20 protein-coding genes are annotated in these 24,691 nt (G+C 61.7%); 6 read left to right on the top strand and 14 right to left on the bottom strand.

Features of this window, described 5'->3' with window-relative positions:
* Window positions 1-86 precede the first annotated feature (86 nt).
* From IDH44_RS06300 to IDH44_RS26945, 3 genes are all read right to left on the bottom strand, one after another.
* On the bottom strand, window positions 87-287 hold the full coding sequence (locus IDH44_RS06300; RefSeq protein ID WP_190915800.1) for a cold-shock protein: 201 nt from the start codon (window positions 285-287) through the stop codon (window positions 87-89).
* 161 nt (window positions 288-448) lie between these two features.
* Window positions 449-736: a GNAT family N-acetyltransferase gene (locus tag IDH44_RS06305; protein ID WP_190915801.1), complete on the bottom strand. Its 288-nt coding sequence runs from the start codon at window positions 734-736 to the stop codon at window positions 449-451.
* A gap of 145 nt (window positions 737-881) precedes the next feature.
* The gene (locus tag IDH44_RS26945) at window positions 882-1,004 is read right to left on the bottom strand and encodes a hypothetical protein (protein WP_263364364.1); all 123 of its coding nucleotides are present in this window, start codon (window positions 1,002-1,004) and stop codon (window positions 882-884) included.
* A gap of 280 nt (window positions 1,005-1,284) precedes the next feature.
* On the opposite strand from IDH44_RS26945, the gene IDH44_RS06310 reads away from it, so the two are divergent.
* From IDH44_RS06310 to IDH44_RS06330, 5 genes are all read left to right on the top strand, one after another.
* Complete coding sequence (locus tag IDH44_RS06310; protein ID WP_190915803.1) at window positions 1,285-1,833, top strand: TlpA family protein disulfide reductase; 549 nt, start codon at window positions 1,285-1,287, stop codon at window positions 1,831-1,833.
* Entirely contained in the window at window positions 1,830-2,528 is a 699-nt protein-coding gene (locus IDH44_RS06315; protein WP_190915805.1) for a cytochrome c biogenesis CcdA family protein, read from the top strand. Before IDH44_RS06310 ends, IDH44_RS06315 begins: the two co-directional genes overlap by 4 nt.
* A gap of 134 nt (window positions 2,529-2,662) precedes the next feature.
* Window positions 2,663-3,223 carry a glycerol-3-phosphate responsive antiterminator gene (locus IDH44_RS06320; protein ID WP_190915966.1) on the top strand — a complete coding sequence of 187 codons (561 nt, stop codon included), beginning with the start codon at window positions 2,663-2,665 and terminating at the stop codon, window positions 3,221-3,223.
* Between the two features lie 22 nt (window positions 3,224-3,245).
* Window positions 3,246-4,736, top strand: a complete 1,491-nt coding sequence (gene glpK, locus IDH44_RS06325; RefSeq protein ID WP_190915807.1) for a glycerol kinase GlpK — start codon at window positions 3,246-3,248, stop codon at window positions 4,734-4,736.
* A gap of 311 nt (window positions 4,737-5,047) precedes the next feature.
* On the top strand, window positions 5,048-10,210 hold the full coding sequence (locus IDH44_RS06330) for a family 16 glycoside hydrolase (RefSeq protein ID WP_190915808.1): 5,163 nt from the start codon (window positions 5,048-5,050) through the stop codon (window positions 10,208-10,210).
* A 120-nt stretch (window positions 10,211-10,330) separates the two neighbouring features.
* Here the strand turns inward: IDH44_RS06330 and IDH44_RS06335 are convergent, their stop codons facing one another.
* From IDH44_RS06335 to IDH44_RS06365, 7 genes are all read right to left on the bottom strand, one after another.
* On the bottom strand, window positions 10,331-10,798 hold the full coding sequence (locus tag IDH44_RS06335; RefSeq protein WP_190915810.1) for a RidA family protein: 468 nt from the start codon (window positions 10,796-10,798) through the stop codon (window positions 10,331-10,333).
* A 360-nt stretch (window positions 10,799-11,158) separates the two neighbouring features.
* Window positions 11,159-11,812, bottom strand: a complete 654-nt coding sequence (locus IDH44_RS06340) for a helix-turn-helix transcriptional regulator (RefSeq protein WP_190915812.1) — start codon at window positions 11,810-11,812, stop codon at window positions 11,159-11,161.
* Window positions 11,813-11,860: 48 nt separating this feature from the next.
* Complete coding sequence (locus IDH44_RS06345; RefSeq protein WP_190915814.1) at window positions 11,861-12,652, bottom strand: ABC transporter ATP-binding protein; 792 nt, start codon at window positions 12,650-12,652, stop codon at window positions 11,861-11,863.
* Between the two features lie 54 nt (window positions 12,653-12,706).
* Complete coding sequence (locus IDH44_RS06350; protein ID WP_190915815.1) at window positions 12,707-13,672, bottom strand: D-2-hydroxyacid dehydrogenase; 966 nt, start codon at window positions 13,670-13,672, stop codon at window positions 12,707-12,709.
* A complete protein-coding gene (locus IDH44_RS06355; protein ID WP_190915817.1) occupies window positions 13,669-15,153 on the bottom strand; it encodes a sedoheptulokinase in 1,485 nt (494 codons plus the stop codon). The genes IDH44_RS06350 and IDH44_RS06355 overlap by 4 nt, the downstream gene beginning before the upstream one ends.
* Before the next feature lie 31 nt (window positions 15,154-15,184).
* Entirely contained in the window at window positions 15,185-15,649 is a 465-nt protein-coding gene (locus IDH44_RS06360; RefSeq protein WP_190915819.1) for an antibiotic biosynthesis monooxygenase, read from the bottom strand.
* A 158-nt stretch (window positions 15,650-15,807) separates the two neighbouring features.
* Window positions 15,808-17,223, bottom strand: a complete 1,416-nt coding sequence (locus IDH44_RS06365) for a sulfatase-like hydrolase/transferase (protein ID WP_317890125.1) — start codon at window positions 17,221-17,223, stop codon at window positions 15,808-15,810.
* A gap of 162 nt (window positions 17,224-17,385) precedes the next feature.
* Here IDH44_RS06365 and IDH44_RS06370 point away from each other — a divergent pair, with 162 nt between their 5' ends.
* Complete coding sequence (locus IDH44_RS06370) at window positions 17,386-18,246, top strand: AraC family transcriptional regulator (RefSeq protein WP_190915823.1); 861 nt, start codon at window positions 17,386-17,388, stop codon at window positions 18,244-18,246.
* A 101-nt stretch (window positions 18,247-18,347) separates the two neighbouring features.
* Here IDH44_RS06370 and IDH44_RS06375 read toward each other — a convergent pair whose 3' ends face one another.
* The 4 genes from IDH44_RS06375 to IDH44_RS06390 form a co-directional block, all read right to left on the bottom strand.
* On the bottom strand, window positions 18,348-20,486 hold the full coding sequence (locus IDH44_RS06375; protein WP_190915825.1) for a HelD family protein: 2,139 nt from the start codon (window positions 20,484-20,486) through the stop codon (window positions 18,348-18,350).
* A 1,108-nt stretch (window positions 20,487-21,594) separates the two neighbouring features.
* Window positions 21,595-22,608, bottom strand: a complete 1,014-nt coding sequence (locus IDH44_RS06380) for a DUF4097 family beta strand repeat-containing protein (protein WP_190915826.1) — start codon at window positions 22,606-22,608, stop codon at window positions 21,595-21,597.
* 137 nt (window positions 22,609-22,745) lie between these two features.
* A complete protein-coding gene (locus tag IDH44_RS06385; RefSeq protein ID WP_190915828.1) occupies window positions 22,746-23,432 on the bottom strand; it encodes a ribonuclease H1 domain-containing protein in 687 nt (228 codons plus the stop codon).
* 79 nt (window positions 23,433-23,511) lie between these two features.
* Entirely contained in the window at window positions 23,512-24,540 is a 1,029-nt protein-coding gene (locus tag IDH44_RS06390) for a hypothetical protein (RefSeq protein WP_190915830.1), read from the bottom strand.
* Between the last annotated feature and the right edge of the window lie 151 nt (window positions 24,541-24,691).

Genomic DNA, 24,691 nt, shown 5'->3' on the forward strand with positions numbered 1-24,691 from the left:
CGTTAGGTTTGAAATTTCTCGTAGCGTCACCTGCGCTGCGCTGCCCGGCAAAGGACAGTGGCGCATCATGACACTTCATTTTCCGCTTACAGCTTCACGACATTTTCGGCTTGCGGGCCGCGGCTGCCGTCGACAATGTTGAATTCCACGCGCTGGCCCTCGTCGAGGGTTTTGAAACCTTCCCCCGTGATGGCGCTGAAATGGACGAATACGTCCTTGCCTTCCTCCACTTCAATGAAGCCAAAGCCCTTTTCCGGGTTGAACCACTTGACTGTTCCTTCTTGCATCGATCTGCACCTCCATTTCCTTGCGTAATTCTGAGCTTCGTTCATGCATAACACATAAATTCACCCATTGCACAATACTGCTGATTCCGTTCAGCAGTACTCTGCAACGGGCAAATGCGACGCAGCCGGACCTCTTCTAGTCTATCCGGTATGTTGGCAAATTATGCATGGGCCCGTTGCTGCCAGACGTCGCGATAGCTCGCCTTGCGCTCGAACAGCGCCAGCGCATACGGGCAGGAGGGGACAATGGCACGCCCGTTACGGCGCGCCTGTCGTACGACGCATTCGATCAATTGCTCGCCGAGCCCCCGTCCGCGCACCCGTTCCTTCACATACGTATGGGTGATTTCCAGGACTCCGTCGTCATGCGCATCGACCTCGACCTGCCCCACCACCTGACCGTTCTCTTCCATGACATAACCGCTAGCGACCGATCGGATCTGCGCCATGGCCCATCACTCCTCGAATGCCTGGATTGTCAGAGCTATGCTTACGCTAGACACCAAGCGGCCGTCGCCGCCTGTGACAGGCAAGCATTGTCTCTATTCTTTTATAACACGGCGCAAGGTCTCTCAAACGGTCGGCGTCAAAAACTCAAGACTCGTCCGAATCCTCCCAGCGCTTGGAGTATGCCTTATTGGTCACCCAGATCGTCATCCAGGTCAGTAGAATCAATATGACGCCTGCCGCAATCCACACGCCCACCGGTACGCCCATCTGTCATCCCTCCCGTCGTCGCACGCATCCTGCGTCGTGCGTGTCCTGCCACCTCTTATCATACCCCGGCGGCTCGCTTCGTACAACCGCCCGCCTTCGCTCCGCCTGCATGGTCGGACATCGCCGCTATGCCGTTGTCGGCCGTGACAATAATCGCACGTTTACGTGAACACAATTGTCATTAAGGGCGGCATTTGATACGCTGAATACAATGATCGGTCCATGAGCCTACTCCCACCCGGCTGCCGGCGTTAGCCCAGCCGCCGAAAGGAATATGACGATGAAACGCAACTGGATTATACTCGGCCTGCTGGTGCTGGTCTCGGGCTATATCCTGTACGACCAGTTGATCGCAAGCGATGCCGATGGGACGGTCGTCAGCGCGCCGGTCGTCGGCTCGCTCGTGCCGGACTTTGAGCTGCCCGATCTGGGCGATCGTCCAGTCGAGGTCGGCGGCGAGACCGGCAAGCTGACCCTGATCAACTTTTGGGCATCCTGGTGCCAGCCCTGCTACAATGAAGCGCCCGATCTGCAGCAACTGCATGCGCAGTACGGCGATCGCGTGCAGGTCATCGGCGTCAATGCCACCAGTCTGGACAAGGAGCGCTACGCTCGCGAGTTCGTCGACGAGCTCAATCTGACCTATACGATCCTGATGGACCGCGAAGGCGAGGTCACCAAGCTTTACAATATTAACGCCTATCCGCTTAACCTGCTTGTCGACCGCCAGGGCATTGTGCGCGAGCAAGGAGCGGAGATCGACTTTGAGACGGCCGAGCGCTGGGTGCGGACCTGGTCGGATGCGGCGGAGGAGGACGGCGACTTATGAATGAATCGGTGACGCTCGGCCTGGCTTTTGCCGGGGGACTGCTGGCATTCGTCTCGCCATGCACGCTGCCGCTGTATCCCTCCTTTATCTCCTACATTACCGGCATTTCAATCAAGGAGCTGGAGCAGTCGGACAAAAAGCGGCTGGCGCGGGCCATCACGCTGAACTCCCTGCTGTTTTTGCTCGGATTTTCCTTTATCTATTATGTGCTGGGCTATTCGGCCAGCCTGCTCGGCAACGTCTTCTACCGGTATCAGGATCTGATCCGGATGCTCGGCGCCGTGTTCATCGGGACGATGGGCTTGTTCCTGCTCGGCATTTTTCAGCCTCAGATCCTGATGAAGCAGTTCAAGCTGAACCTGCAGACGAAGCGGCGCGGCAAGCTCAGCTCGGTCGTGGCCGGTATCGTCTTCGCCGCCGGCTGGACGCCTTGCATCGGACCGATCTTCGGATCGATCATGTATGCCAGCGCGCTCTATCCCGGCCAGACCTTCGCCAATGTGACCGCATACGCCCTCGGGTTCGGCATTCCGTTCATGCTGATGGCCTACTTCATCGGACGGCTGCGCTGGATTCTCAAGTACAGCGACGTGCTGATGAAGATCGGCGGCGCGCTGCTGCTCGTCATCGCGGTTCTGCTATACCTGGACAAGATTACGGACATCAATATCTGGTTCCAGCGAATTGTCGGTTGACGCTGGAGCGCCGACTTCTCTATAATAGAACCAAGTTCATACACGTGATGGAGAAGCGGAGAACCCACACCAATTGCATCCTGAGCATCAGGCTTGCATTGGTGTGGGTTTTTCGCGCCAGGAGGTGCATTCGCATCGCATTCGACAACCAGCGCATCCTGCCTGCCGTGCGCAGCATGAAGGATCTGGAGCGGCTGATGGCGCTGCCCTACGGCTGTCTCGTCTTGCTGGAGAGCCACATCAGCCAGATCCGGCCCATCGTGGAGATGGTCCGGGCCGGGGGCAAGCGCATCCTGTTGCATGCCGATCTGATCGGCGGACTCAAAAACGACGAATACGCCGCCGAATTCCTGTGTCAGATCATCCGGCCCGCCGGGCTGATCTCGACGCGCGCCAGCGTCATCGCCAAGACGAAGCAAAACGGGCTCATCGCCATTCAGCGGTTGTTCCTGCTCGATTCGCAGGCGCTCGAAAAAAGCTACAAGCTGCTGGAGCGGACCCAACCCGATTATATCGAGGTGCTGCCCGGAGTCATGCCGCATATCATCGCCGAGGTGCGTCAGCGCACCGGCATCCCGATCTTCGCCGGCGGATTGATTCGCACCGTCGAGGAGGTCAACCAGGCGCTCGGCGCCGGGGCCGAAGCCGTGACGACCTCGCGCGCCGAGCTGTGGAAGCAGGTTGCGCCGGAGTGAACGCGAAATGGAGGCCATAGCTATGAAAACGTATATCCTGTCCATCGACCAGGGCACGACCAGCACACGCGCGATCCTGTTCGACCGCAAGGGGCTGCCGGTGCACGCCGCACAGCAGGAAATTCGGCAATATTACCCCCGTCCCGGCTGGGTGGAGCACGACGCGGAGGAGATCTGGGTCTCCGTGCTCGGTGTCATGGCCGCGGTGCTGTCGGAAGCGGCGGTGACGCCGCAGCAGGTCGAGGCCATCGGCATCACCAATCAGCGCGAGACGACGGTCATCTGGGAGCGCGAGAGCGGTCGTCCGATTCACCGCGCCCTCGTCTGGCAGTCGCGTCAGACGGCGCCGATCTGCGAGCAGCTCCGGGCGGACGGCCACGAGGCGATGATCCGCGACAAAACGGGGCTGCTGATCGACCCGTACTTCTCCGGCACGAAGGCGAAGTGGCTGCTCGATCAGACGGAGGGCGCACGGGAGCGCGCCGCCCGCGGCGAGCTGCTGCTGGGCACCATCGACAGCTGGCTCATCTGGAAGCTGACCGGCGGCGCACGCCATGTGACCGACTGCACCAACGCATCGCGGACGATGCTGTACAACATCCATGATCTGAAATGGGACGAGGACCTGCTCGAGCTGCTTGAGATCCCGGCGGCGATGCTGCCCGAGGTGCGCCCCAGCTCCGAGGTGTACGGCCGCACGGTGGCCCACCACTTCTTCGGCGTACAGGTCCCGATCGCCGGGTGCGCAGGCGATCAGCAGGCCGCGCTTTTCGGCCAGGCTTGCTTTGACCGCGGCATGGCCAAAAACACGTACGGCACGGGCTGCTTCATGCTCCTCCATACCGGTACGGGAGCGGTAAGGAGCGAGCACGGGCTGCTCACGACGATCGCCCTCGGCACGGATGGCGGCGTCGAATACGCGCTGGAAGGCAGCGTGTTCGTAGCCGGCTCCGCCATCCAGTGGCTGCGCGACGGCCTGCGGATGATCAAGTCCAGCGCGGACAGCGAGACGTACGCCGCGCGTATTGCTTCGTCAGAGGGCGTCTATGTCGTGCCGGCCTTCGTCGGCCTGGGCACGCCCTATTGGGATGCGGATGCGCGCGGCGCGATCTTCGGCCTGACGCGCGGCACGACCAAGGAGCATCTCATCCGGGCGACGCTGGAATCGCTCGCCTATCAGACCAAGGATGTGCTGCGGGTGATGGAGGAGGAATCCGGGCTGACGATGCAGAGCCTGCGCGTCGACGGCGGCGCAGTGGCCAACACGCTGCTGATGCAGTTCCAGAGCGACCTGCTCGGCGCAGCCGTGGAGCGGCCGGTCGTCCAGGAGACGACTGCGCTCGGCGCAGCCTATCTGGCCGGGCTCGCCGTCGGCTATTGGCCGGGCCGCAATGCGATTCGCGCCGCCTGGCAGCTGGACCGCCGCTTCACGCCCTCCGCCGAGTCCGACGCCGTGAGGCGGCAGTATGCGGGCTGGACGAAGGCGGTTCAGGCCACGATGGCGTTTAAATAGTTTGGGCAGGCGGGAACAGAAGGGGCGAATTTCCCCATTTGCCAGCGCTCCTTCTGTTGCATATGCTTTTTAAAGTCACCTCGCTCATTCGCCCGCTGATCCCCACCCTTTTTTCGTACCCCTCCTAAAAATAAAACCTCTTTGTATGATCATTTCCCTTTTACTAGAAAATCAAATACCTGATTTTTGGGTTTACCTTGCATTTTTATCCCTTGAGAGTGAGATTGCCACACTCCTCTCTGCCGGGACAGAGATTATAATGAATAAATCATTATTTTGAGAGGGGGCCAACCATGTAGGTGAATTGCTTTATGTTGATAACGCTTTCACCATCAGGGTCAATGCAGTCTTTACGAAAGAATATGGATTTTGTGGAGGTCAATTTTTTTATGAAAAAAGTTTTGAGTAGTCTACTCGTCTTCGCACTCATGCTCCCTGGTTTCATGCCGCAAGCAGCCGGTACAGTCGCTGCAGCCGAGACTTTGATTGAACCGAATGGCGAGGCGGCCACCATTCAGAACTATCCTATGCCCTCAATTTATACGCCATCCAGCGTCTATACATTGAAAGCGGGCAATGAGTCGGTTCCTGTCATTCAATACAAGCCTGAATATGACTACGCTCAATTTTCTTTCGATGGAACGGTCACCATTGAGATCACTGCGAACGAACCGATCACCTCCTATTCGATCAGTCCGCTTGCCAAGAATATCCAAGGCACGGTTGATGGGAATAAGCTGACGTTTACGCTTTCTAGCTCTACCTACGTGATCGTGGATATTAATGAAGATCCGAATGAAAAGGTAGATGAAAGCGATCCCGCGAAAATCAGGAAAAGACTCGTCATTGCGGCCGATCCGCTGGAGACGAACATTCCCGATCCGACCGCAGACGACGTATACGATGTGACGGGCGCACCGTACAATGCGGACTATACGGGGGCCACAATTACATCGGATGCGATTCAAGCTGCCATTGACGATGCTCATGATGCCGGGGGAGGAATTGTGTATATTCCAGCCGGCGTCTACACCTCCAGCAATCTGACCTTGAAGAGCAATGTCGACTTCTACCTGGCCGGAGGCGCTGTCATTGTCGGCACAGGCAGGGGCGAGGATTACCGGAATGATTTCCGCAAGGATTCGCTCTCGCGGGATGGGACCTACTTTATCCGTACGGAAGTTGACTCCGAGAATATCATCATGCGGGGACGCGGTACCATCGATGGCAAAGGGGTGGAGATGCGAAGTCGCAAAATGACGGATGCCCCGCCAACGCATAACCAAGGGGAAGGCTTCGTCAACAACCTGTTGGTTCCGATTGCAACCAGCAACTTTACGTTTGATGGCCTGACCTTGCGCGACGGCGGTTTCTGGGCGTTCCTGGTGGTGCGTTCCGACAACGTGACCATCACGAACTACAAGGGCTATCAGGATCTTCGCATGCTTGAAGACGACGCCATCGATATTAACGAAAGTCAGAACGTATTGGTCAAGCATGCCATCGCGATCTCTGACGATGATACCTACTCCACCAAAACCTGGCCGCAAAAGGGCATGTCCAAGGATTGGCCAGGCGCAATTGAGCATTTGGAGGATGTCGTGTTTGACGACGCGCTTGCCTGGTCGAGATGCGCGGCTTTCAAGCTGGGCATGGGCATAGCCACGCCCCAAATCGACATAACCATTCAGAACTCGTATGTGTATCAAAGCGCCCGGGCGCTGCTTGTCGATCATGCCTATACAAGCAATCCGCTTCCGGAGGAAGGATACGCGCAAAATGTGACGTTTGAGAATATTGATATCGAACGGGTCGGCATTAACCAGTTCGGAAATTATTGGTTCAGGGTTTCCACCGTCACATCCGGCGATGTAAAAAATATTCTGTTCAAAAATATTAATGTCCGCCAGACGGGAGGCACCTCCCAAATTCAAGGAAATCCAACCCGCGGCGGATGGGTGGATGGCTTGACCTTTACGGATGTATATGTAAAAGGTGAACTTGCGAAAAGCCTGAGCGACCTGAAAGCATCCGTGCGGAATGAAAATGTGCGCGGCGTAGCCTTCGTCAATACGACTCCCCCTATCTTCAGCGATGATTTCGAAGACGGAACGCTGGATAAATGGGTACTCCGACCTGAGGATCAATGGGCCGTGACGAATGATGGCGAAAACGTTCTGTCCAGCGGGAATCGGACCAACACCTCGCTCCTGATTGCCAAAGAAGGCGCTGCCTGGACCGATTACAACGTTGAAGCCAGAACGCATCCTCACTTGGCGAACGGCAAAGAGAATGCAGGCCTGCTCTTCAGGGTGACGGATGAAGACAATTATTATATGTACCGCATCAATGCGAAAGACAACCGGCTGGAGCTGTTTAAAGCCGTTGACGGCACCTTGACTCGCATAGAGGATGCCGACACTGCGTTTACGCCGAGCAAGCAGTGGTATACGATTAAAGTGGCCGTTCATGGCAATACAATCGAAGCTTATGTAGACGGTAATTTAATGACGAGTTGGACGAACCCGATCGAAGAACTGACAACTGGAGGCATCGGATTCCGAACGACCTCGGCCAATGTGAAGTATGACGATGTCCTCGTTACCAAAATCAATCTGGCGCCGACCGATCTGATGCTCTCCAATGACCTCGTCGTGGAGAATACGGCGGAAGGCAGCTTTGTTGGAACCTTCTCCACAGCGGACCCCGACGAACAGGATACCTTTACCTATACGCTGGTAGCCGGAGAGGGAGATACCGACAATGGAAGCTTCTCCATTCCCGTGCTTGGGAACTCGCTGATTCTCCGGACTGCGCTGGATTACGAAACCAAAGACAGCTACAGCATCCGGGTGAGAAGCACAGATTCAGGCGGACTTTCTTATGAAAAAAGCTTTACGATTCATATTATAGAGGCGGAAGAATTGCCCGTCGAATCCGATCCGGACAACGTGCTTTACAGCGATGATTTTGCGGACGGGATCTCTGCAGACTGGACGTCCAGCTCCGGCAGCTGGCGGGTTGAAACGGAAGAAGACTCGAATATTCTGGTTCAAAAAGCAGATGCGTCGGCAGTGCTGCTCCATACATCGGGCGAGGCATGGACGGATTATTCCTATGAAGCCGATGTGAGAGTGCACATCAAAAATGCCAATGCGGGTCTTCTCTTCAGAGTACAGGATGACCAAAATTTCTATATGTATCGGCTCAATGCAAACAACAACAAATTGGAGCTATACCAATCCGTGGACGGAGCCATGACGCTCTTATCCAGCTCGGCCATCTCGGCTGCTTCGAAACAATGGTATACCTTGAAAGTGCTGGTATACGAAAATTCGATAAAGGGTTATCTGGATGGAGAATTGCAGCTGGAATGGACCAATCCCGTAAACGAATGGGCAACCGGCTCGATCGGCTTGCGGACAACATCTGTAAATACGGCCTACCGCAATATTCTCGTTACAGGTATTAAGCAAGCACAATCGGAGGTCCCTACCGCCGATCCGTCCAAAAACACCGTAACCCTGGATCGCAGCAGTGTAACGACAGGCGATACGGTAACGATTACGGCAGCCGGCGACAGGCAGAATGAAAGCGGAACGGTGCTGAACGAGGAGCGGTATTATCCCGTTGAATGGAGCTCTAATGAGCTTGGACAATCTGGGGATTTCACGGTAACCGAGCAGGTGTACGCTTCCAGCTTGACCGCTTCAGCAGAAGGACAGTACCTCATAGACGTTACGTTCCAGAAGCAAATCTGGGACGGATCCGCTTGGCTGGACGTCACAACCGATACGAAAACGGCCGAATTGACCGTCACTGCCGAGGACGACAACGGCGGAGAAACCCCGTCTCCGGCAACGGCCGATGCGTCCAAAAACACCGTTAACCTGGATCGCAGCAGTGTAACGGCAGGCGATACGGTGACGATTACGGCAGCAGGCGACAGACAAAATGAGAGCGGGACTGTGCAAGGCGAGGAGCGGTATTATCCCGTCGGATGGAGCTCTTCCGAAGCTGGAAAATCCGGGACATTCACAGTAACCGAGCAGGTCTACGCCTCCAGCTATACCCCTTCTGCGGAAGGACAGTACCTCATAGAGGCTACGTTCCAGAAGCAAAGCTGGGACGGGGCCGCTTGGCTAGACGTCGCAACCGATACGAAAACGGCCGTATTAACCGTCACTGCCGAGGACGACAACAGTGGAGAAACCCCATCTCCGCCGCCAACAGGCAATACTGGCAGCGGACATTCGGTAACCGGCCTCAGTACGGAAGCCACGACGATGGAGAATGGCAATCGCGTCACAACCGTTACCATCGATCCAGCCCGTCTGGAGCAGAGGATATCCCGGGAAGGCGACGGCGCAACCATCACCATTCCCGTGCTTGCCCAATCCGACAAGATCGTCGTGGAATTGTCCGGACAGCTGATGAAGCTCTTGAAAGCAAAGGATACGCGGCTGCAGATCAAAACGGATAAGGCCACTTATACGCTGGCAGCGGCACAAATCAATATGGATGCCGTGTCCCAGCAGATGGGGACGGCCTTGGAGGACATCAAGCTCCATATTACGATCGCAACGCCTGCAGCGGATACGGTAAATCAGGTGCAGGACACCGCGCAGCGTCAAGGCTACGAGGTTGTTGCACAGCCAGTAGAATTCAAGATCATCGCCAGCAGCGACAGCGGCGAGGTGGAGATATCCAACTTCGACGGTTATGTGCAAAGAAGCATTGCGCTTCCCGAGGAATTCCAGTCGGGCACAACCGCGACAGGCGTCGTCCTCGGTGCTGACGGCTCCTTCTCCCATGTGCCCACGAAAGTGGTGATCGTCGACGGAAAGCCTTATGCGCAAATCGAAAGCTTGACCAATAGCATCTATCTGGTGATTTCAAACCCCAAAACCTTTGCGGACGTGCATGCGCATTGGGCCATGGAGGAGATCAATGACTTAGGCTCCCGACTTGTCATTGATGGCAGCGGAGCAGGCAACTTTGAGCCTGCAAGGGATATTACCCGCGCGGAATTCGCCGCGATTATCATTCGGGGACTCGGGGTTATGCGACCCGGTACCGGCAAGGATATTTTCAGTGATGTAACCAAAGACAACTGGTATTATGATGCCGTTGCTATCGCGCATGAGTATGGCATCATAGACGGATTTGAAGACGGTACCTTCAGGCCTGCGAACAAAATCACACGTGAGCAAGCCATGACGATGACAGCCAGAGCGATGAAAGTAACCGGCTTGAAAGTAGCGCTTGCCGAGCATGAAGCGGAGCAGTTGCTGTCCATGTTCGCGGATGCAGGCGAGGCTTCCGGCTATGCCGCGCAAAGTATTGCATCCAGCGTGAAGGCCGGAATCATTCAAGGACGTGACGTCCATGTCTTGGCTCCAAAGGACAATATGACCCGTGCGGAGGTTGCTGTCATTGTAACGAGGCTGTTGCAGCAATCGAACTTGATCTAGTCTTTAGTTACACATCCATTGCCTTCGTCTTGTCTAGCCCAAAGAGCCCGGTGCGGATATCCCGCACCGGGCTCTTCCGAGTTGGTCAGCGACTCATCCGATTGACGTCGCCTCGCTCGGTCAGTCCTCGAGCTCCACGATCATCTCGATCTCGACCGGCGTGTCGAAGGGAAGCTCATTCGCCGAGACGGCCGAGCGCGCATGGCGCCCCTTCTCGCCGAACACTTCGTACATCAGCTCCGAGCAAGCGTCGATGACGAGCGGCTGCTCGACGAATCCGTCCGCCGAATTGACCCAGCCAAGCACCTTCACGACCTGCTTGACGCGATCCAGATCGCCTGCGGCGTACTTGATGACCTTGATGCAATTGATTGCCGTCCGACGCGCCGCTTCGCGGGCTTGCTCCAGCGTCAGGTCCTTGCCGACCTTGCCGGTGTACATCAGCTCGCCATTGATGCGGCAGTCCTGGCCGGAGGTGTAGACGAGATTGCCGCCAAACACTTTGGCCGGCACATATTGATACTTCGGCGGCTGGACCTCTTCCAGCTCAATGCCGAGCTCCTTCAAGCGCGCTTCGATTTTTCCCATTGTCGCTCACTCCTTTTTTTCGTCCGATCTGCCTACGATTGGTATGACCGATTCGCAGGACTGCGATACGTATTACAAAATTATTGTATCGATCCATAAAATTTTTGTCAATTCGTTAAAAATAAAATCAGATCGCCGTCAAAACAAAAAGCCCGCGTCGCCACTGACCGCCGGACTCGCCACAGGCGGTCTGGCCCCCCCCAGGGATGCTCCGTGCTGGGGTATGCCCATGCGAGCGGCTCTTGCTCTTGCCACGCAGGGCCGCGCCGGGCTGGCGTATACCTGCGGCAAGAGGCCCTTTCATGCGAGCGTGGCTGTGCCATCCGGGTCCGTGCTCTGTTGACGCCAGCCTGCTGTGCCCTACGGCAAGCCGTCTTTTTGGCCGCGGACCTCCTCCAGATAATTGTACACCGTGAATTTGGAGACCCCGAGGAACTGCGCCACCCGGTCCATCGAGCGCTTGACGTTGAACGTCCCCTTGCTGTCCAAAAACTGCAGCAGCTTGAGCTTGTCCGCCTTGTGCATATAGGCGACCGGCTTGTCGACGAGGGCCAGACCCTGCTCCAGCAGCGCTTCGATGACATCGCCGATGTCGCCGGAGAAGGTCTCCTCGACCTGGCGCTCGGTCCGCACGAACCGGTTCAGCACATTGGCCGCCAGCTCGAGCTCGGTGATGTCGCAATTGATGCAGATCGCCCCGACGGCTTGCCCCGTCTGGTCGTACAGGTAGAGCGAGGAGCTCTTCAGTGTCTTGCCGTCCCGCGACTTGGCTCTGTAATTGAGGATGTCGCCGTCCTGCTCGGGTTCGCTGACGACCTGCAGGCCGAGATTGGTGCTCGAATCGCCGACCTGGCGTCCGGTGATGTGGCCATTCTCAATGGCGATGATCGAATGCTCCAGCGTGCGCATGTCATGGAGCACGATCTCGCACTGCGGACCGAGCGCGCCGGCGATCGCCCGAATGAGCGGCCGCGCCAGCGCGAATACGTCCTCAATGTTCGGTATATCCTTCATAGCGTCCCGTCCTCCGGTGCATAAGATGGTCCCGGCGGGCCGGCGCGGCTAGGCGCCGGCGCCCGGCCGTACATAGACGCGGCCGTCATGCCGCTCCAGCGCGACCGGCGCCTCGAAAAAAGCGCCGAGCCGGCTCGGCTCCAGCATGCGCTGCGTCTCGCCGCGATCGAATACGCGACCGCCGCGCAGCAGCAGCGTGTGCCCAAAAACGGGCAGGATCTCCTCGGTGTGGTGCGTCACATACAGCAGCGTCGGCGCGCTCGGCTGGCGCGTCAGCCCTTCGATGCCGGCGAGCAGCGTCTCGCGCGCGAACAGGTCGAGTCCGTTGCAAGGCTCGTCGAGGATGAGCAGCTCCGGCTCGGCCATCAGCGCCCGCGCGATGACGACCTTCTGCTTCTCGCCTTGCGAGCAGGTGCGCAGCTCGCGGTCCCATAGCTTGGCGCAGCCGAGCGTCGCCATGAGGGCTTCCGCACGCGCCAGATCGTCCTGCTCCACCTTGTCGTACAATCCGATCGTCGCGTGCTTGCCGCTGATGACGACATGCTGCGTCTTGTCCGAGGCATACAGCTTGTCCTGCAGCGAGGCGCTGACCCAGCCGATCGAGCGCCGCAGCACGCGCAGATCGATCTCGCCGAAGCGATGACCGAGCACGCTGGCCGCGCCTGCGCTCGGCCAGATATAGCCGTTGATCAGATTGAGCAGCGTCGTTTTGCCGGAGCCGTTGAGCCCATACAGCGCCCAGTGCTGCCCGCGCTCCACCTGCCAGCTCACGCGATCGAGCAGCAGCTCGCGACCCGTCCGCCAGCTGACCGCCTCGAGGTCGATTACCCGCTCCGTCATCTGTACTGGCCTCCCTGTCTGTTCCGTTACTTCTGCTCCAACCAGACTGCTCGCTTATCCCTTGACGCCGTCCACCCGATTGGCAGGCGTGCCGTCCAAAAAGGCGCGCACATTGCGCACCGCCGTGTCCAGCAGCCGGCCGCGCGCCTCCAGGCTCGCCCAGGCGACATGCGGCGTCACGATGCAGCGCGGCGCGCGCAGCAGCGGATTGTCCGGATGCGGGGGCTCCGGCGCGAGCACGTCCAGCGCCGCTCCGCCGATGGTGCCCGCATGCAGCGCCGCGGCCAGCGCCTGCGCGTCGACCAGCCCGCCGCGCGCCGTATTGATCAGCAGCGCCTCATGCTTCATCATGCGCAGCGCTTCGCGTCCGATCAAGCCCTCGGTCTGGGGCGTGAGCGGGCAATGCAGGCTGATCGCATCGGCCTCCTGCAGCAGCTGGTCCTGCGTCCGCCAGACGATGCCCGGCGGCGCCTCGCGGTCCATGCGGCGCGTGGTCGCGATGACCCGCATGCCCAGCGCCTGCGCCAGCTGCGCCGTGCGCAAGCCGATCCGGCCGAGACCGATGATGCCCATCGTCTTGCCTGTCAGCTCGCGCAGCGGCGTGCGCCAGTAGCACCAATCCTCGCCTCCGCTCCAATCGCCCGCGCGCACCGACGCGCTGTGAACGCCGACGCCCGAGCACAGCTCCAGCAGCAGCGCGATGACATACTGCGCCACCGAGTCGGTGCCATAGTCGGGCACATTGGTCACCGCGACGCCCTGCTCGGCAGCCGCCTGCACGTCGACGACATCGTAGCCGGTGGCGAGCACGCCGATGTACCGGAGCTCCGGCAGCTGCTCCAGGGTCTCTGCGCGCAGCGGCGTCTTGTTCGTCAGCACGATCTCCGCGCCGGCGGCGCGCTGGGCGGCCGCGGCCGACGGCGTGCGGTCGTAGACCGTGAGCTCGCCCAGCGCTTCCAGCGCCGACCAGCTCAGATCGCCGGGGTTCAACGCATGTCCATCCAAAACGACAATCTTCATCCCCTGATCTCCCTTTCTTCCGATTCGCCATCGGGCAGCCGCCCGCCTGCGGCGGCATACCCGTCAATCGCACCGACGCATACCGCCGCATGTAGCGCCGCGCCGACCGCCGCCTCCTCCGCCAGCGCCGGCCGCCGCAGCGGCAGACCAAAGCGGCGCGCGCAGGCTAGGGCCAGATGGCGGCTGCGGCGCAAGGCGCCGCCCGCGCCCGCCAGCGTGCTGACCCTGCCGCGCACGGCCGGCGGGAGCGCCTCCCAATAGCCGTGCAGCTCGTCCGCAATCCCGTCCAGCACGCCGGTGATCAGCTGCCCGGGGGTCCAGTTGTCCGGACCGATGCCCGCTACGGCGCCGCGCGCGTGCGGGTCTTGGCGCGTGCCATAGAATTGCGTATGTACGCGCAGCTGCGTGTCCGGCACGGTGCCGGCCGCCGCGCGACCCGCCCGCTCCTCGCGGTCGAGCAAGTCCTCCATGCGAGCATACAGCGCGCCTTCCGGCAGCACCGACGCGCCGGCGTCGCGGCCGGAGCCGAGCTCCTCGACGACGCCGCGCAGGAAGCGCTCCAGCAGCGCATACGCCTGGCCGCCCGCCAGTGCGGCGCCGACCAGCAGACAGCCCCCGCCGGGGAAGGGCCGCGTCTCCAGGCCGGGCACCCGCAGCGGACGAGCGGCGTACATGGAGAGCTGACTGCCGGTGCCGATATTGAGCAGCAGCTCGGTCTCGAGCTCGCGCAGCGCGCCGAGCACGCTCGCCTGATTGTCGCCGATGGCGGCGCAGACCGCGGCTCCGCCGGGCGTATAGCCGATCGGCTCGGGCGCCGCGCTGACCGGGGGCAGCAGCGCAGTCCCGATGCCCGCCCGCGCGAGCGCCGCCCGATCATAGGCCCCGGCATCCAGATCGTAGCCGCCCAGTCCGGCTGCCTGCGACGGCTCCAGCACCGGCATGCGGCGGCCGCAGAGCCGCATCGCCACATAGTCGGCGATCGTGCCCATCGCCACGGCCTCGCGCGGCACCGCATCCGCACGCTCGAGCGCGGCATGCGTGACGACGCCGTAGCCGGTGGCGAGCGGATAGCCGCTCAGCCGCGACAGCCGCGCGGCCAGGGTCTCGCCGCCGGCGTCGGGTGAACCGGCCGCATCGGCCTCGCTCGCCGGGGCCAGCCCGCTGCGATGCTGCCATGTATACAGCGGACTGCATGCCGCGCCGGCGGCATCCGTGTAGACGATGCCATGCATCTGGCCGGTCAGCCCGATCGCAGCCGGCGGCTCCGGCGCGCCGGCCGACAGCCGGGCGATCAGGCGCTCGGCGGCCGCGAGGACGAGCTCCGGCTGCTGCTCGTCCAGCGGCGAGCCGGGCCGCATGACGGCCGCCCCGCCCGGCTCGGACGCCGTCTGGACGAGACGCGCCGGGCCGCCGTCCGCGCTCAGCTCGAGCGCCACGCCGGCCAGTGTCGTCGTCCCGATATCCAGGCCGAGCACGATCACGGCCCGCACCTCCCTCCCGCGCGGCGCGCCGCTACTGCTCCTGCCCGTGCGTGAACAACACCTCGTGCACGCTCAGCTTGGCCCCCAGCATGATCCCCGCTCCGGGCGCCCGACGGGCGCCCTCCCCGTGACTCGGACCTTGCCGATGCGGCGATGCCGCTGCATCCTGATGCGATGGCTCCGCTGCCGCGGCCGAGGACGCCGCCGTCCCGCCGTGCGAATGTCCGCTCGGCGCCTCGCCTCCGGCGGCCCCTCCGGCAGGCGGGCGACCATGCGCTTGCCGGAAGGCGTCGCTCTTGACCCAGCCGTCGAACGCCTCCCGACTCTCCCAGGTGGTGCACACCTTCAGCTCGTCGTGCTCCTCGCCCTTGCCGGCCAGCAGCTCCATGCGAATAAAGCCCGGGGCATGCTGCACGGCCTTGGGGCTTTTGAAGCGCTCGGCCACCTCCTCGACATGCCCGGATTTGATGCGAATCGTGTTCGTGGCAACGATCATACGGCACTCCTCCTTTGCTACCATTGTAGCAAAATCCGCCCGCCTGTCGCAAAGCCGGTCCAGCCGCACGCGCCACTATGAGCGGCCATGCGCCAGGGCCGCCGCACTGCAGCACCACATCGCCGCATAGCGCCCTGCATCACGCCCCGACTGCCTCCCTAATTCAGATCGGCGAATGCCTTCGCGCCGTTGCCGGCCGTTCCCGCCCGCGTCAGCTGGCCTTTGCCGGTCACAGGCATCCGCACGCCGTCCAGAGACGGATCCGCATGCCGCACGAACCATTGCTCGAGCTGTGCGGTCAAACTCGCGCGCACGCCCTCAAGCTGCGGATCGTCAATCCGATTCGTCCGTTCCCCGGGGTCGGCAGCCAGGTCGTACAGCTCATGCGGGCCGTACGGATAGCGATGCACGTACTTCCACGCCCGCGTGCGGATCATCCGCACCGGCCCGTATTCATCATGGACCACCACGCACGAATCGGGATCAGCCGGCCGGCCCGCCAGCAGCGGAGCGAACGATACCCCTGGCAGGCTGTCATCGGCCTGATGATTCACACCGAGGTAATCCAGCAGCGTCGGCATGAAGTCATACCCGCTGACCAGCGCATCGCAGACCGTCCCTTCCGGTACAATCCCCGGGTGACGGACCAGGAACGGCACCTTGACCGAGGTGTCGAACATATTTTGCGGGAACGTGCCGTTGCCCTTGCCCCATATGCCGTGGTGCCCCATATTCATACCGTTGTCGCTGGTGAAGATCAATAAGGTGTCGTCGCGCAAGTCCGAGCGCTCCAGTTGGTCGAGCACCTTTCCGATCCCGATATCCATCGCCGTGACCGCTGTATAATAGCCGCTTAACAAGGCCCTGCGCACCTCGCCTTCCCCGTGGGGCGCGGAGTCGATCTGCCACGGATGCAGCGGCTGCTCGGGCACGGAGTCGAACGGACAGGCCTCGTACCGCGACCATACAGACTCCGGATGCTGGTCCCGGTCCCAGGGAGAATGGGGCGCCGTATAGTGAATGCCCAAATAAAATGGCGCATCGCGCGCGCAGTAGTCGTCGAGAAACTGCAGCGCTTGCTCCGTAATGGCATCGGTGACGTACCTCGGCTCCGTATACGGTCGCCCGTCGCGGAGCATCGGCGCGCGATAGTACGGTCCGCCCCCCTCCTGGTGGACATACCAGTCCCGGTGCCCCTGCTGCGGCCTGGCGCTATGGCCGAGATGCCACTTGCCTGCCAAGCCGCAGCGGTAACCGTCCGCTGCCAGCACCTCCGTGTACCCCTTCTGCCCCTGCAAATACTCGATCGCGGCGGCGCCGGGCGCGTTGCCGTCCCGCAGCCAATCGTGAATCCCGTGCTGCGAGGGGATGCGCCCGGTCAACAGCGAGGCCCGCGCCGGCGAACAGACCGGCGAAGCGCAAAAAAAGTGAGTGAACCGCATGCCCTCGGCGGCGATGCGATCCAGATTGGGGGTGTGAATCTCCTGGTTCCCCGAGCAGCCCATCGCCCATTCCCCGAGGTCGTCGGCCATGATGAACACGACGTTTGGTTTTTTGCATTTTTTTCGTCCCACAAGTACAGCCTCCTCCATGTAAGATGAGCCGCTATTTAATCTCTACGAGCTGCAGCATGCTTTTATTGTAGCGAAAAAACGAGCCGCTTCCATGACACGAAACGCTCGTTTTTTTACCTTTCTTCTGATTCGGCGTGCTACAATCAGGGCGAGGTGATTAAATTGCCGTTGTCCATTGCGCATAATCGCTGGGACTATCTCACGATTCGAACCAAGTGGGTGCGCGAGATGAAAAAATCGGCCGACTTCCAATTCGGGCCGGTCACGAACCCGTTCACGGTATGCTGGCTCGTGCGCAGCGGCGCCCGCATGCTCGAGATCGACGGCAAGCCCGTGCGTGTCGCGGCCGGGGACGTCGTGTTTTTCCATGCCGACACCCGCTATCGGCTGCTGCCCGGGGCCGAGTCCGAGCGCACATTTCACTACCTGTCCATCGGCTGCGAGCTTTCTTATTTTTCGTTCGAGCTCCCCGTCTATTACGGATTCCCGACCGTTCTGCATCTGGGACGGCAGGAGAGGGAGGCCCTCGCGGAAGTGTGGATGAAGATAACAACCCATTTCGAGGCGTCGGCTGCGCGCCATCAGCAGGAGGAAGAGCGGGCGATCGGGTACTTCCAGATGAAGGCGGCCCTCTACGAATGGCTCGGTCTGCTCTTTTCCTATCTGGATGCCGGTGCCTACGATTCCGAGCGAAGCCTGGATTCGCGCATCCTCCAGGTGTGCTATTATGTGGAGCTTCACTATCATCAGCCGCTCACACTGCAGCAGCTGGCTCGGGAGGCGCATCTCAGTCCCAGCTATCTCAGCCACCTGTTCGTGCAGGCGGCAGGCGTCCCTCCGATGGAATTCGTGCGGCGCGTCCGGCTGACCAAGGCCAAGCAGCGGCTCATCGATTCCGCTGTGTCGCTGCAGGACATCGCACGTCAGACCGGATACGAGAGCCAGAGCCACTTCAGCCGGGCCTTCCGCCGGGCCGAAGGCATCAGCCCGCTGCAGTACCGCAAGAAGTGGCGCAGCTATTGAGGCAGGGTCGTTACAACATTGGGGCGCGCTGGGACGCGCGCAGTCTGCTTGCCAGCAGTACGCCGAGCTGGAGCCATGCCCTGCACGATGCCGGAACAGCATCACCTCTCAGCAAAAGCATCCTCGCCTTCGCCCGTCCCCCCGATCAGCGCCGTGACCGGCCCGTCGTGCAGCAGCGTCAGCCGATGCAGCGCGCGCGTGCAGGCGACGTACAGCAGCTTGGCGTCGCGCGGCGTGCGCGCGTAGCTGACCGCGTCCGCGTCCGGCAGCAGCACCGCGTCGAACTCCAGCCCCTTGGCCAGCTGCGCAGGCACGACCGAGACGCCGCCGGCATAGGCCGACTGCTCCTCGCTGAGCAGCCGCGTCTCCACACCCGCTGCAGCGAGCTCCCGGTGCAGCGCCTCGCACCGCTCGGCCGTGCGGGCGATCAGGGCGACGGTGCGCATACCGCCCGCCGCGCTCGCCAGCAGCCACTCGGCGATCCAGGCGGCCCGCTCCGCAGCGGCGACCGGGCGCACCTCGACCGGCTCCCCGCTGCGGAAGACCGGCTGCGCAGGCGCCAGCCCGGTCGCGGTGAACGGCAGGATGCGATTGGCGAATTCGATGATCTCCAGCGTCGAGCGGTAGCTCTGCCGCAGCTCGTGATAGCCTTGGCCGCCCTCGCCGAGTGCGGCACCGAGCTCCTCCCAGCGGCGAATGCCGCGGTAGTCGTGGATGCCCTGCGCGAGGTCGCCGAGGATCGTGAAGGACGGCTCGTGCATGCAGCCGCGCAGCAGCGCCGCCTCGAAGGGCGAGCTGTCCTGCGCCTCGTCGATGACGACATGGTCGAAGCGCGCAGCCGCATCGCGCCCATGGTAGGCCGTGTGAATCCATAGCAGCGCCGCCAGATCCTCGCGCTGTGCCCGCCCTTTGGCCGCATCGCTCGCCGTGCGCCGCGCCAGCTGCTCCGGCAGCGGCGCCGCTGCCGCTGCGTCCGCGGCGCTCGCGTCCTTGCCCCCGAGCAGCGCCGCGTAGACGAGCGGCGCGCTCGTGGCGGGCAGCTTTTTGCCGTAGGCGCGCAGCCGCTGCCGCCCTGTCTTGGCGCTGGCCTTGCGCCGCTTCGGGTCGCCGATCTCGCCGAGCGCCATCTCCAGCCAGCGATTCATGCGGGCCAGCAGCCGCTCCTTGCGCGGGGCAAGCGGATAGTTGCGGTATTCGGTCTCGAACCAGGCGCGGATCGTCGCATGCGGCAGCACCTGACCGTCCCAGGCCTCCCAGTCCAGCTGCGGCAGGAAGTCCGCTTCGTAGCGGCGCAGCGTCTCGTCCAGCCAATCCCGGAAGGCGAGCGCGCCCTTGAGCCGGCCCGGCGGCTCGGTCTGAGCTTCGATGTCTGCGCCAACGGCGAACCAGCGTCTCGTCTCCTCGCGCTCGTCGAGCAGGCGGACCTCGCCGCCGAGCCGCTCCAGCGCCCAGTCGGCGAAGGTCGTCTGACGCACGTCGCCGACGCCCAGCTCCGGCAGCACGCCGGAGATATAATCCAGGAACATCGCATTGGGCGCGAAGATGATCATCCGCTCCGCTCGTATCTGGTCCTGATACTGATACAGCAGGAAGGCCAGCCGATGCAGCGCCACGGTCGTCTTGCCCGACCCCGCGGCCCCCTGAATGAGCAGCGCCTGCTCGCGCGGCGCCCGGATGATCCGGTCCTGCTCGGCCTGGATCGTCGAGACGATGTCGCGCAGCCGATTGTCCTTGCGCTCGCCGAGCCGGTACAAGAGGAACTCGTCGCTGAGGCCGAGATTGTCGCCGCCCCGCGCGTAGCTGTCCACGACGCGCTCGAGCGCGCCGCCCCTGACGAGCAGATTGCGCTTGAGGTGCACCTCGCCCGTCAGCGTCCCTTCCGGCGCCTCGTAGCTGACCCGCGCCTCGCCGCCGGTGAAGGTGTAGAACAAGCTCGCCACCGGCGCCCGCCAATCGATAATGTACGGCTCCTCCGTCTCGGTGCGCGAGAGGCCGCGCTTGCCGATGTACAGCGGCACCGTCTGCGCCGCTCCGGACTCCTGCCAATCGAGCCGTCCGAAATACGGCTCCGATTCCAGCAGCTGCAGCCGCTCGCGGGCTTCCGCCCGTCTGGCGTCGAGCACCTGCTCCAGGAAGTCGTCGCCGTAATACCGCTCCTGCACGCCGCCGAGCTGGCGCTTGATTTCGGCGCTTGCTTCCTCTAGCCTGCGGCGCTCCTCTTGAAAAGCCTCTTGCGTCATGTTCCTTCTCCTCCTTGACCGTTTCTCCAAGCCTTCACCCATTTTGGCACAGCCGCCAAAAAAACAATAGACTTATAATTTACTTTTTGGTAAGGTGTAGGTAGAGTCATATCCGACTTTATTGGAACAAACGTTCTGGTTTTTTGCAATAATACGTACATTGACGGTGCCCGCCGTTGGGCAGCAATGCCTCCAGCGGTTTTCCATGCTGATATTGAGCCGGATTCACCAAAAAAAACTGGCCTGATCAATCCCTCAGGCATATGTCGCGGCACCGTCCTTTGGCGGTGCCGCGACTTGCGTTTCGAGAGAAGCGCATATTGCGAGGCTACTCGGCGCAAGGGGCTCCAGTGGTGGAAATAAGCGCAATATGTGAGCCTACTCGGCGCATTGGGCTCCAGCGGCGGAATTAAGCGCAATATGTGAGCCTACTCGGCGCAACGGGCTCCAGCGGCGGAATTAAGCGCAATATGTGAGGCTACTCAGCACAATGGGCCCCAGTGGCGGAATTAAGCGCAATATGTGAGCCTACTCGGCGCAATGGGCTCCAGCGGCGGAATTAAGCACAATATGTGAGCCTACTCGGCGCAATGGGCTCCAGCGGCGGAATTAAGCGCAATATGTGAGCCTACTCGGCGCAACGGGCCCCGGCGGCGAAATTAAGTGCAATATGTGAGCCTACTCGGCGCAACGGGCCCCAACGGCGGAATTAAGCGCAATATGTGAGCCTACTCGGCGCAATGGGCTCCAGCGGCGGAATTAAGCTCACATTCCGAGGCTGCACAGTGAAATCTTGTCTCCAGACGTGGATGTAACCGCATTTTCCACACGACGGCTCTCTCGGCTCGCACAAAGACTCGCACGAAGGCTCGCATGGCGCGCGCATTCTTCACCGGAATCGTCCGCTGGCGCTGCGACGCACGTTTCGTTCCGCGCAAAAGACCCTTGCGTTCCCTTGACGGGAAGGCAAAGGGTCTTTTGCGGCTCTCGCATGCTCATGCAGGTATGCTCATGTTGGCGTGCTCATGTTGGCGTGCTCATATGGGCATGCCTGTGTTGGCATGCTCGTGCGTATGAACAGGCCTAAGCTGGAACGCAGCCGCCCTCGTCAATCCAGTCTGAAGTTGCCCGAGCCGGTCCGGACATCGAGCAGTACGTCGCCGCTGCCGAATGCGCCCCGGATGCGATCGTGGTCGCGCTCGTCCGTATCGTACGCGAAGCCGTCCCACTCGATCCGTCCCCGGCCCGAGCCGCCGTCGTAGCGCACCTCCAGCGAAGCCGGCTCCCGCGCAAGCTCGACCTCGACGTTGCCGCTGCCGGTCTCCAGCATCGTGTCGCGGCGCAGCTCGTCCGTGGCGAGATCGATATTCCCGCTGCCCGCACGGCCGTTCAACTCCGCCAGACCGTCCTCTAACTCGATGTTGCCGCTGCTGGCGTCCACCGTCAACGTGAGCAGCTCGTAGCCGTCCACCTCGATGCCGCCGCTGCCGGTCTTCACCTGGGCATCGCCGCCGTACAGCCGCGTCAGCTCGATCTTGCCGCTGCCGGTCTCGACGGCGAGCAAGCGGGCCGTCATCTGCTCGACGCTCACGTCGCCGCTGCCGGCACTGACGCTGCCTTGCTCCGCACTGATATCCGTTAGCTCAATATCGCCGCTACCGGTCTTTATCTCCAGGACATTCGCCTCGAGCCCGGTTGCGACAAGATCGCCGCTGCCGGCCTCGGCCCGCAGCTCCTCCCACATACGGCTCGGCACCTCGACGGTCAGCGTCGTGCGGCCGAATGTGATGCCGAAGCCGCGCGAGCTTCCGACGTTCACCTCGATCGTACCGGAGCGGCTCTGTACGGTGAGCTCCGGCAGCTTGCGTCCGATCGCCAGACCCGACTGGCTGCCGCGCAGCTCGGCGCTCACGCGCTCTTCCGACACTGGGACGAGCCGCACTTCGGCCGACCCTGCCTCAATGTGCAGCCGATCCGCCTCATCCGAAGCGACGCTCTTGCCCATGTCGAAGGACTCGGAAATCCCGCCCAGACTGCCCAGCGACAGCTTGCCGCCGTTAAACAAGAAGACCAGTCCGACGATACCGGCCACTATGAGCACCACGCCCATCAATCGTTTCATCTGCATTCTCCCTCTCTCACCGCCTGCGTCTCGGACGCAGCGTCTTGCCTTGATGAGATCAGTATAGCAGCAAGAGGCCGCGAACTCCTACCGTCCGCCGAACGAAACCAACCCCGACCCGGGTCCAGGTTCGCCGCCTACTTGCGCCCGAAGTCGGCCTTGATCTCTCCCCATGACTCGGTCTCCCACTTGACGATCTTGTTGGGATAATCGTTCTCGTGCAGCCAGCGCATCGCCCGGTCGGCCAGCGCCCACACCTGCGCCGTCGAGGCGTCGCGCCTGAGCGTGGAGGCAATTTTTTTGTTGCGGATCCAGGCCAGCGCCGTGCGGGAGTCGGTGTACACCGTCCGCGCGCTGCCGCGCGCCTTCAAGTAAGAGAGGGCGTGGACGATCGCGATGAACTCTCCGAGGTTGTTGGTCCCGTTGGGGATCGGTCCGACCTGGAACAGCAGCTCGCCCGTGGCCGTATCCACTCCCTTGTATTCAATCGGTCCGGGGTTACCGTGCGTGCCGACATCGACCGAGACGCTATCGTAATCAATGCTCGCGGGCGAAACCGCCGGCTTGCTTCCTGGACGCCGCGCAGCACCGGCGCCTGCCCGGGCGCCCGCCGCCTTGCCCTCACCTGCGGGAGCAGCCGCCTTGCCCCCGCGTCCCCAATGCTTCTTCCAGCCGTCCTTGTAGGCGGCCTCGGCCAGCGCCCTCGTGGCGTACGACTTGTACTTGGCCTCGGGGTAGCCCGTCACCTGCGCCTGGCAGGCCGGCCAGCTGTCGTAGACGCCGGGCGTCTTGCCCGCCCACACGACGTAGTGCTTTTTGGACATGTGCCGCCCTCCTCTCGTTCTCCATCCTGATCAACGTCCCACCCACTGTATCAGATGGCGGGGCCCCGTTCAAGCGGGATCAAGACCGGCCCGGCGCAGCGGCAGCCACGGCCTCGTCCAGTCCGTCGCGCGCGCGTATGTACTGCTGCGTCAATGCTGCTGCCCGGGCTGTCGCCCCCGGCTCGGCAAAGCCGAAGAAGGCATGCAGCGCCGGCGCGGCCTCCGCCGTCTCCGGCCGATCGTAGACATCGCGATCCTGGATCTTGCACTGCATCGCGTGCAGGCAGAGCGTGTAGACGCAGAGCATGCTCGGCGCATGCCCCCACTCGAGCCGGCTGTCGACCGCCTTCTCCATAAAATCCGCCGCGCGTTCGCCCCAATGCTTCGCCGAGGTGAGCAGAATATCCTCCCGTGCCCGGAAAAAGCGCGCCCGCAGCGTGCGCATCGGCACATCCAGGCCGTACACGGCCGTATACGCCTCGAGCAGGCGAGTGTCGCCTAGCCGCTGCTCGGTGTTGCGGCGCAGCTGCTGATACGCGCGATTCTGACTGCGCGGCAGAATGCCATGTCGCCAGTAATACGCCAGCAGCAGTTCGTTCATCCCGAGCCGCAGATGGGCGATTGTCGTGTGCGGCGCTCCTACCGCCAGGGCGGCACGCGCAGCCTCCAGCCGCGCGTCGGAGCGCTGCACGGCTGCCTCGCAGCGCAGCGCCGTGTGCACAGGGTGCATCAGCGCCTCGTCGAAACGCGCCTTGAATGCCGCAAGCTGTCCGCTGCGATCGGACACGATCTTGCACTTGTAAGCCTGGATCGGGAAGGCCGCCGCCTCCCGCGCCGCTTCCTCCGAGCCGGGCGCGGTGCGGGCATACTGCGTCGTCTGCTCGACGGTAAGCTGGATCACCTCGACGCCGATACCGCTTACATAATTAAAATACGAAAAGTCCGCAAGCTGCGCCTCCACGAGCACGATCAGCTCCAGATCGGAATGCCGCCACGTCCGATTGCGTCCGATGCTGCCGCCGATCGCAACGCCGAGCACACGCGGGTCTGCCGCGTACGTCCTTGCAATCTCCGTAGCCGTCGTATGAATACGCGTCTTCCAGTGCATGCGTTCGCTCCTCCCGCTCCTTGTGCCTGATAAGCAAAGAATGAATAGGATGAATCCATTCCACTTATATACCATAATCCAGCTGCAGGCGCCAGCCCTGCGACTCATTCTAAAAGGATAGTCGGATGGAAAATTCTGAGCTATACTAATA

The sequence above is a fragment of the Paenibacillus sabuli genome (assembly GCF_014705605.1).
Lineage (GTDB): Bacteria > Bacillota > Bacilli > Paenibacillales > Paenibacillaceae > Paenibacillus_D > Paenibacillus_D sabuli.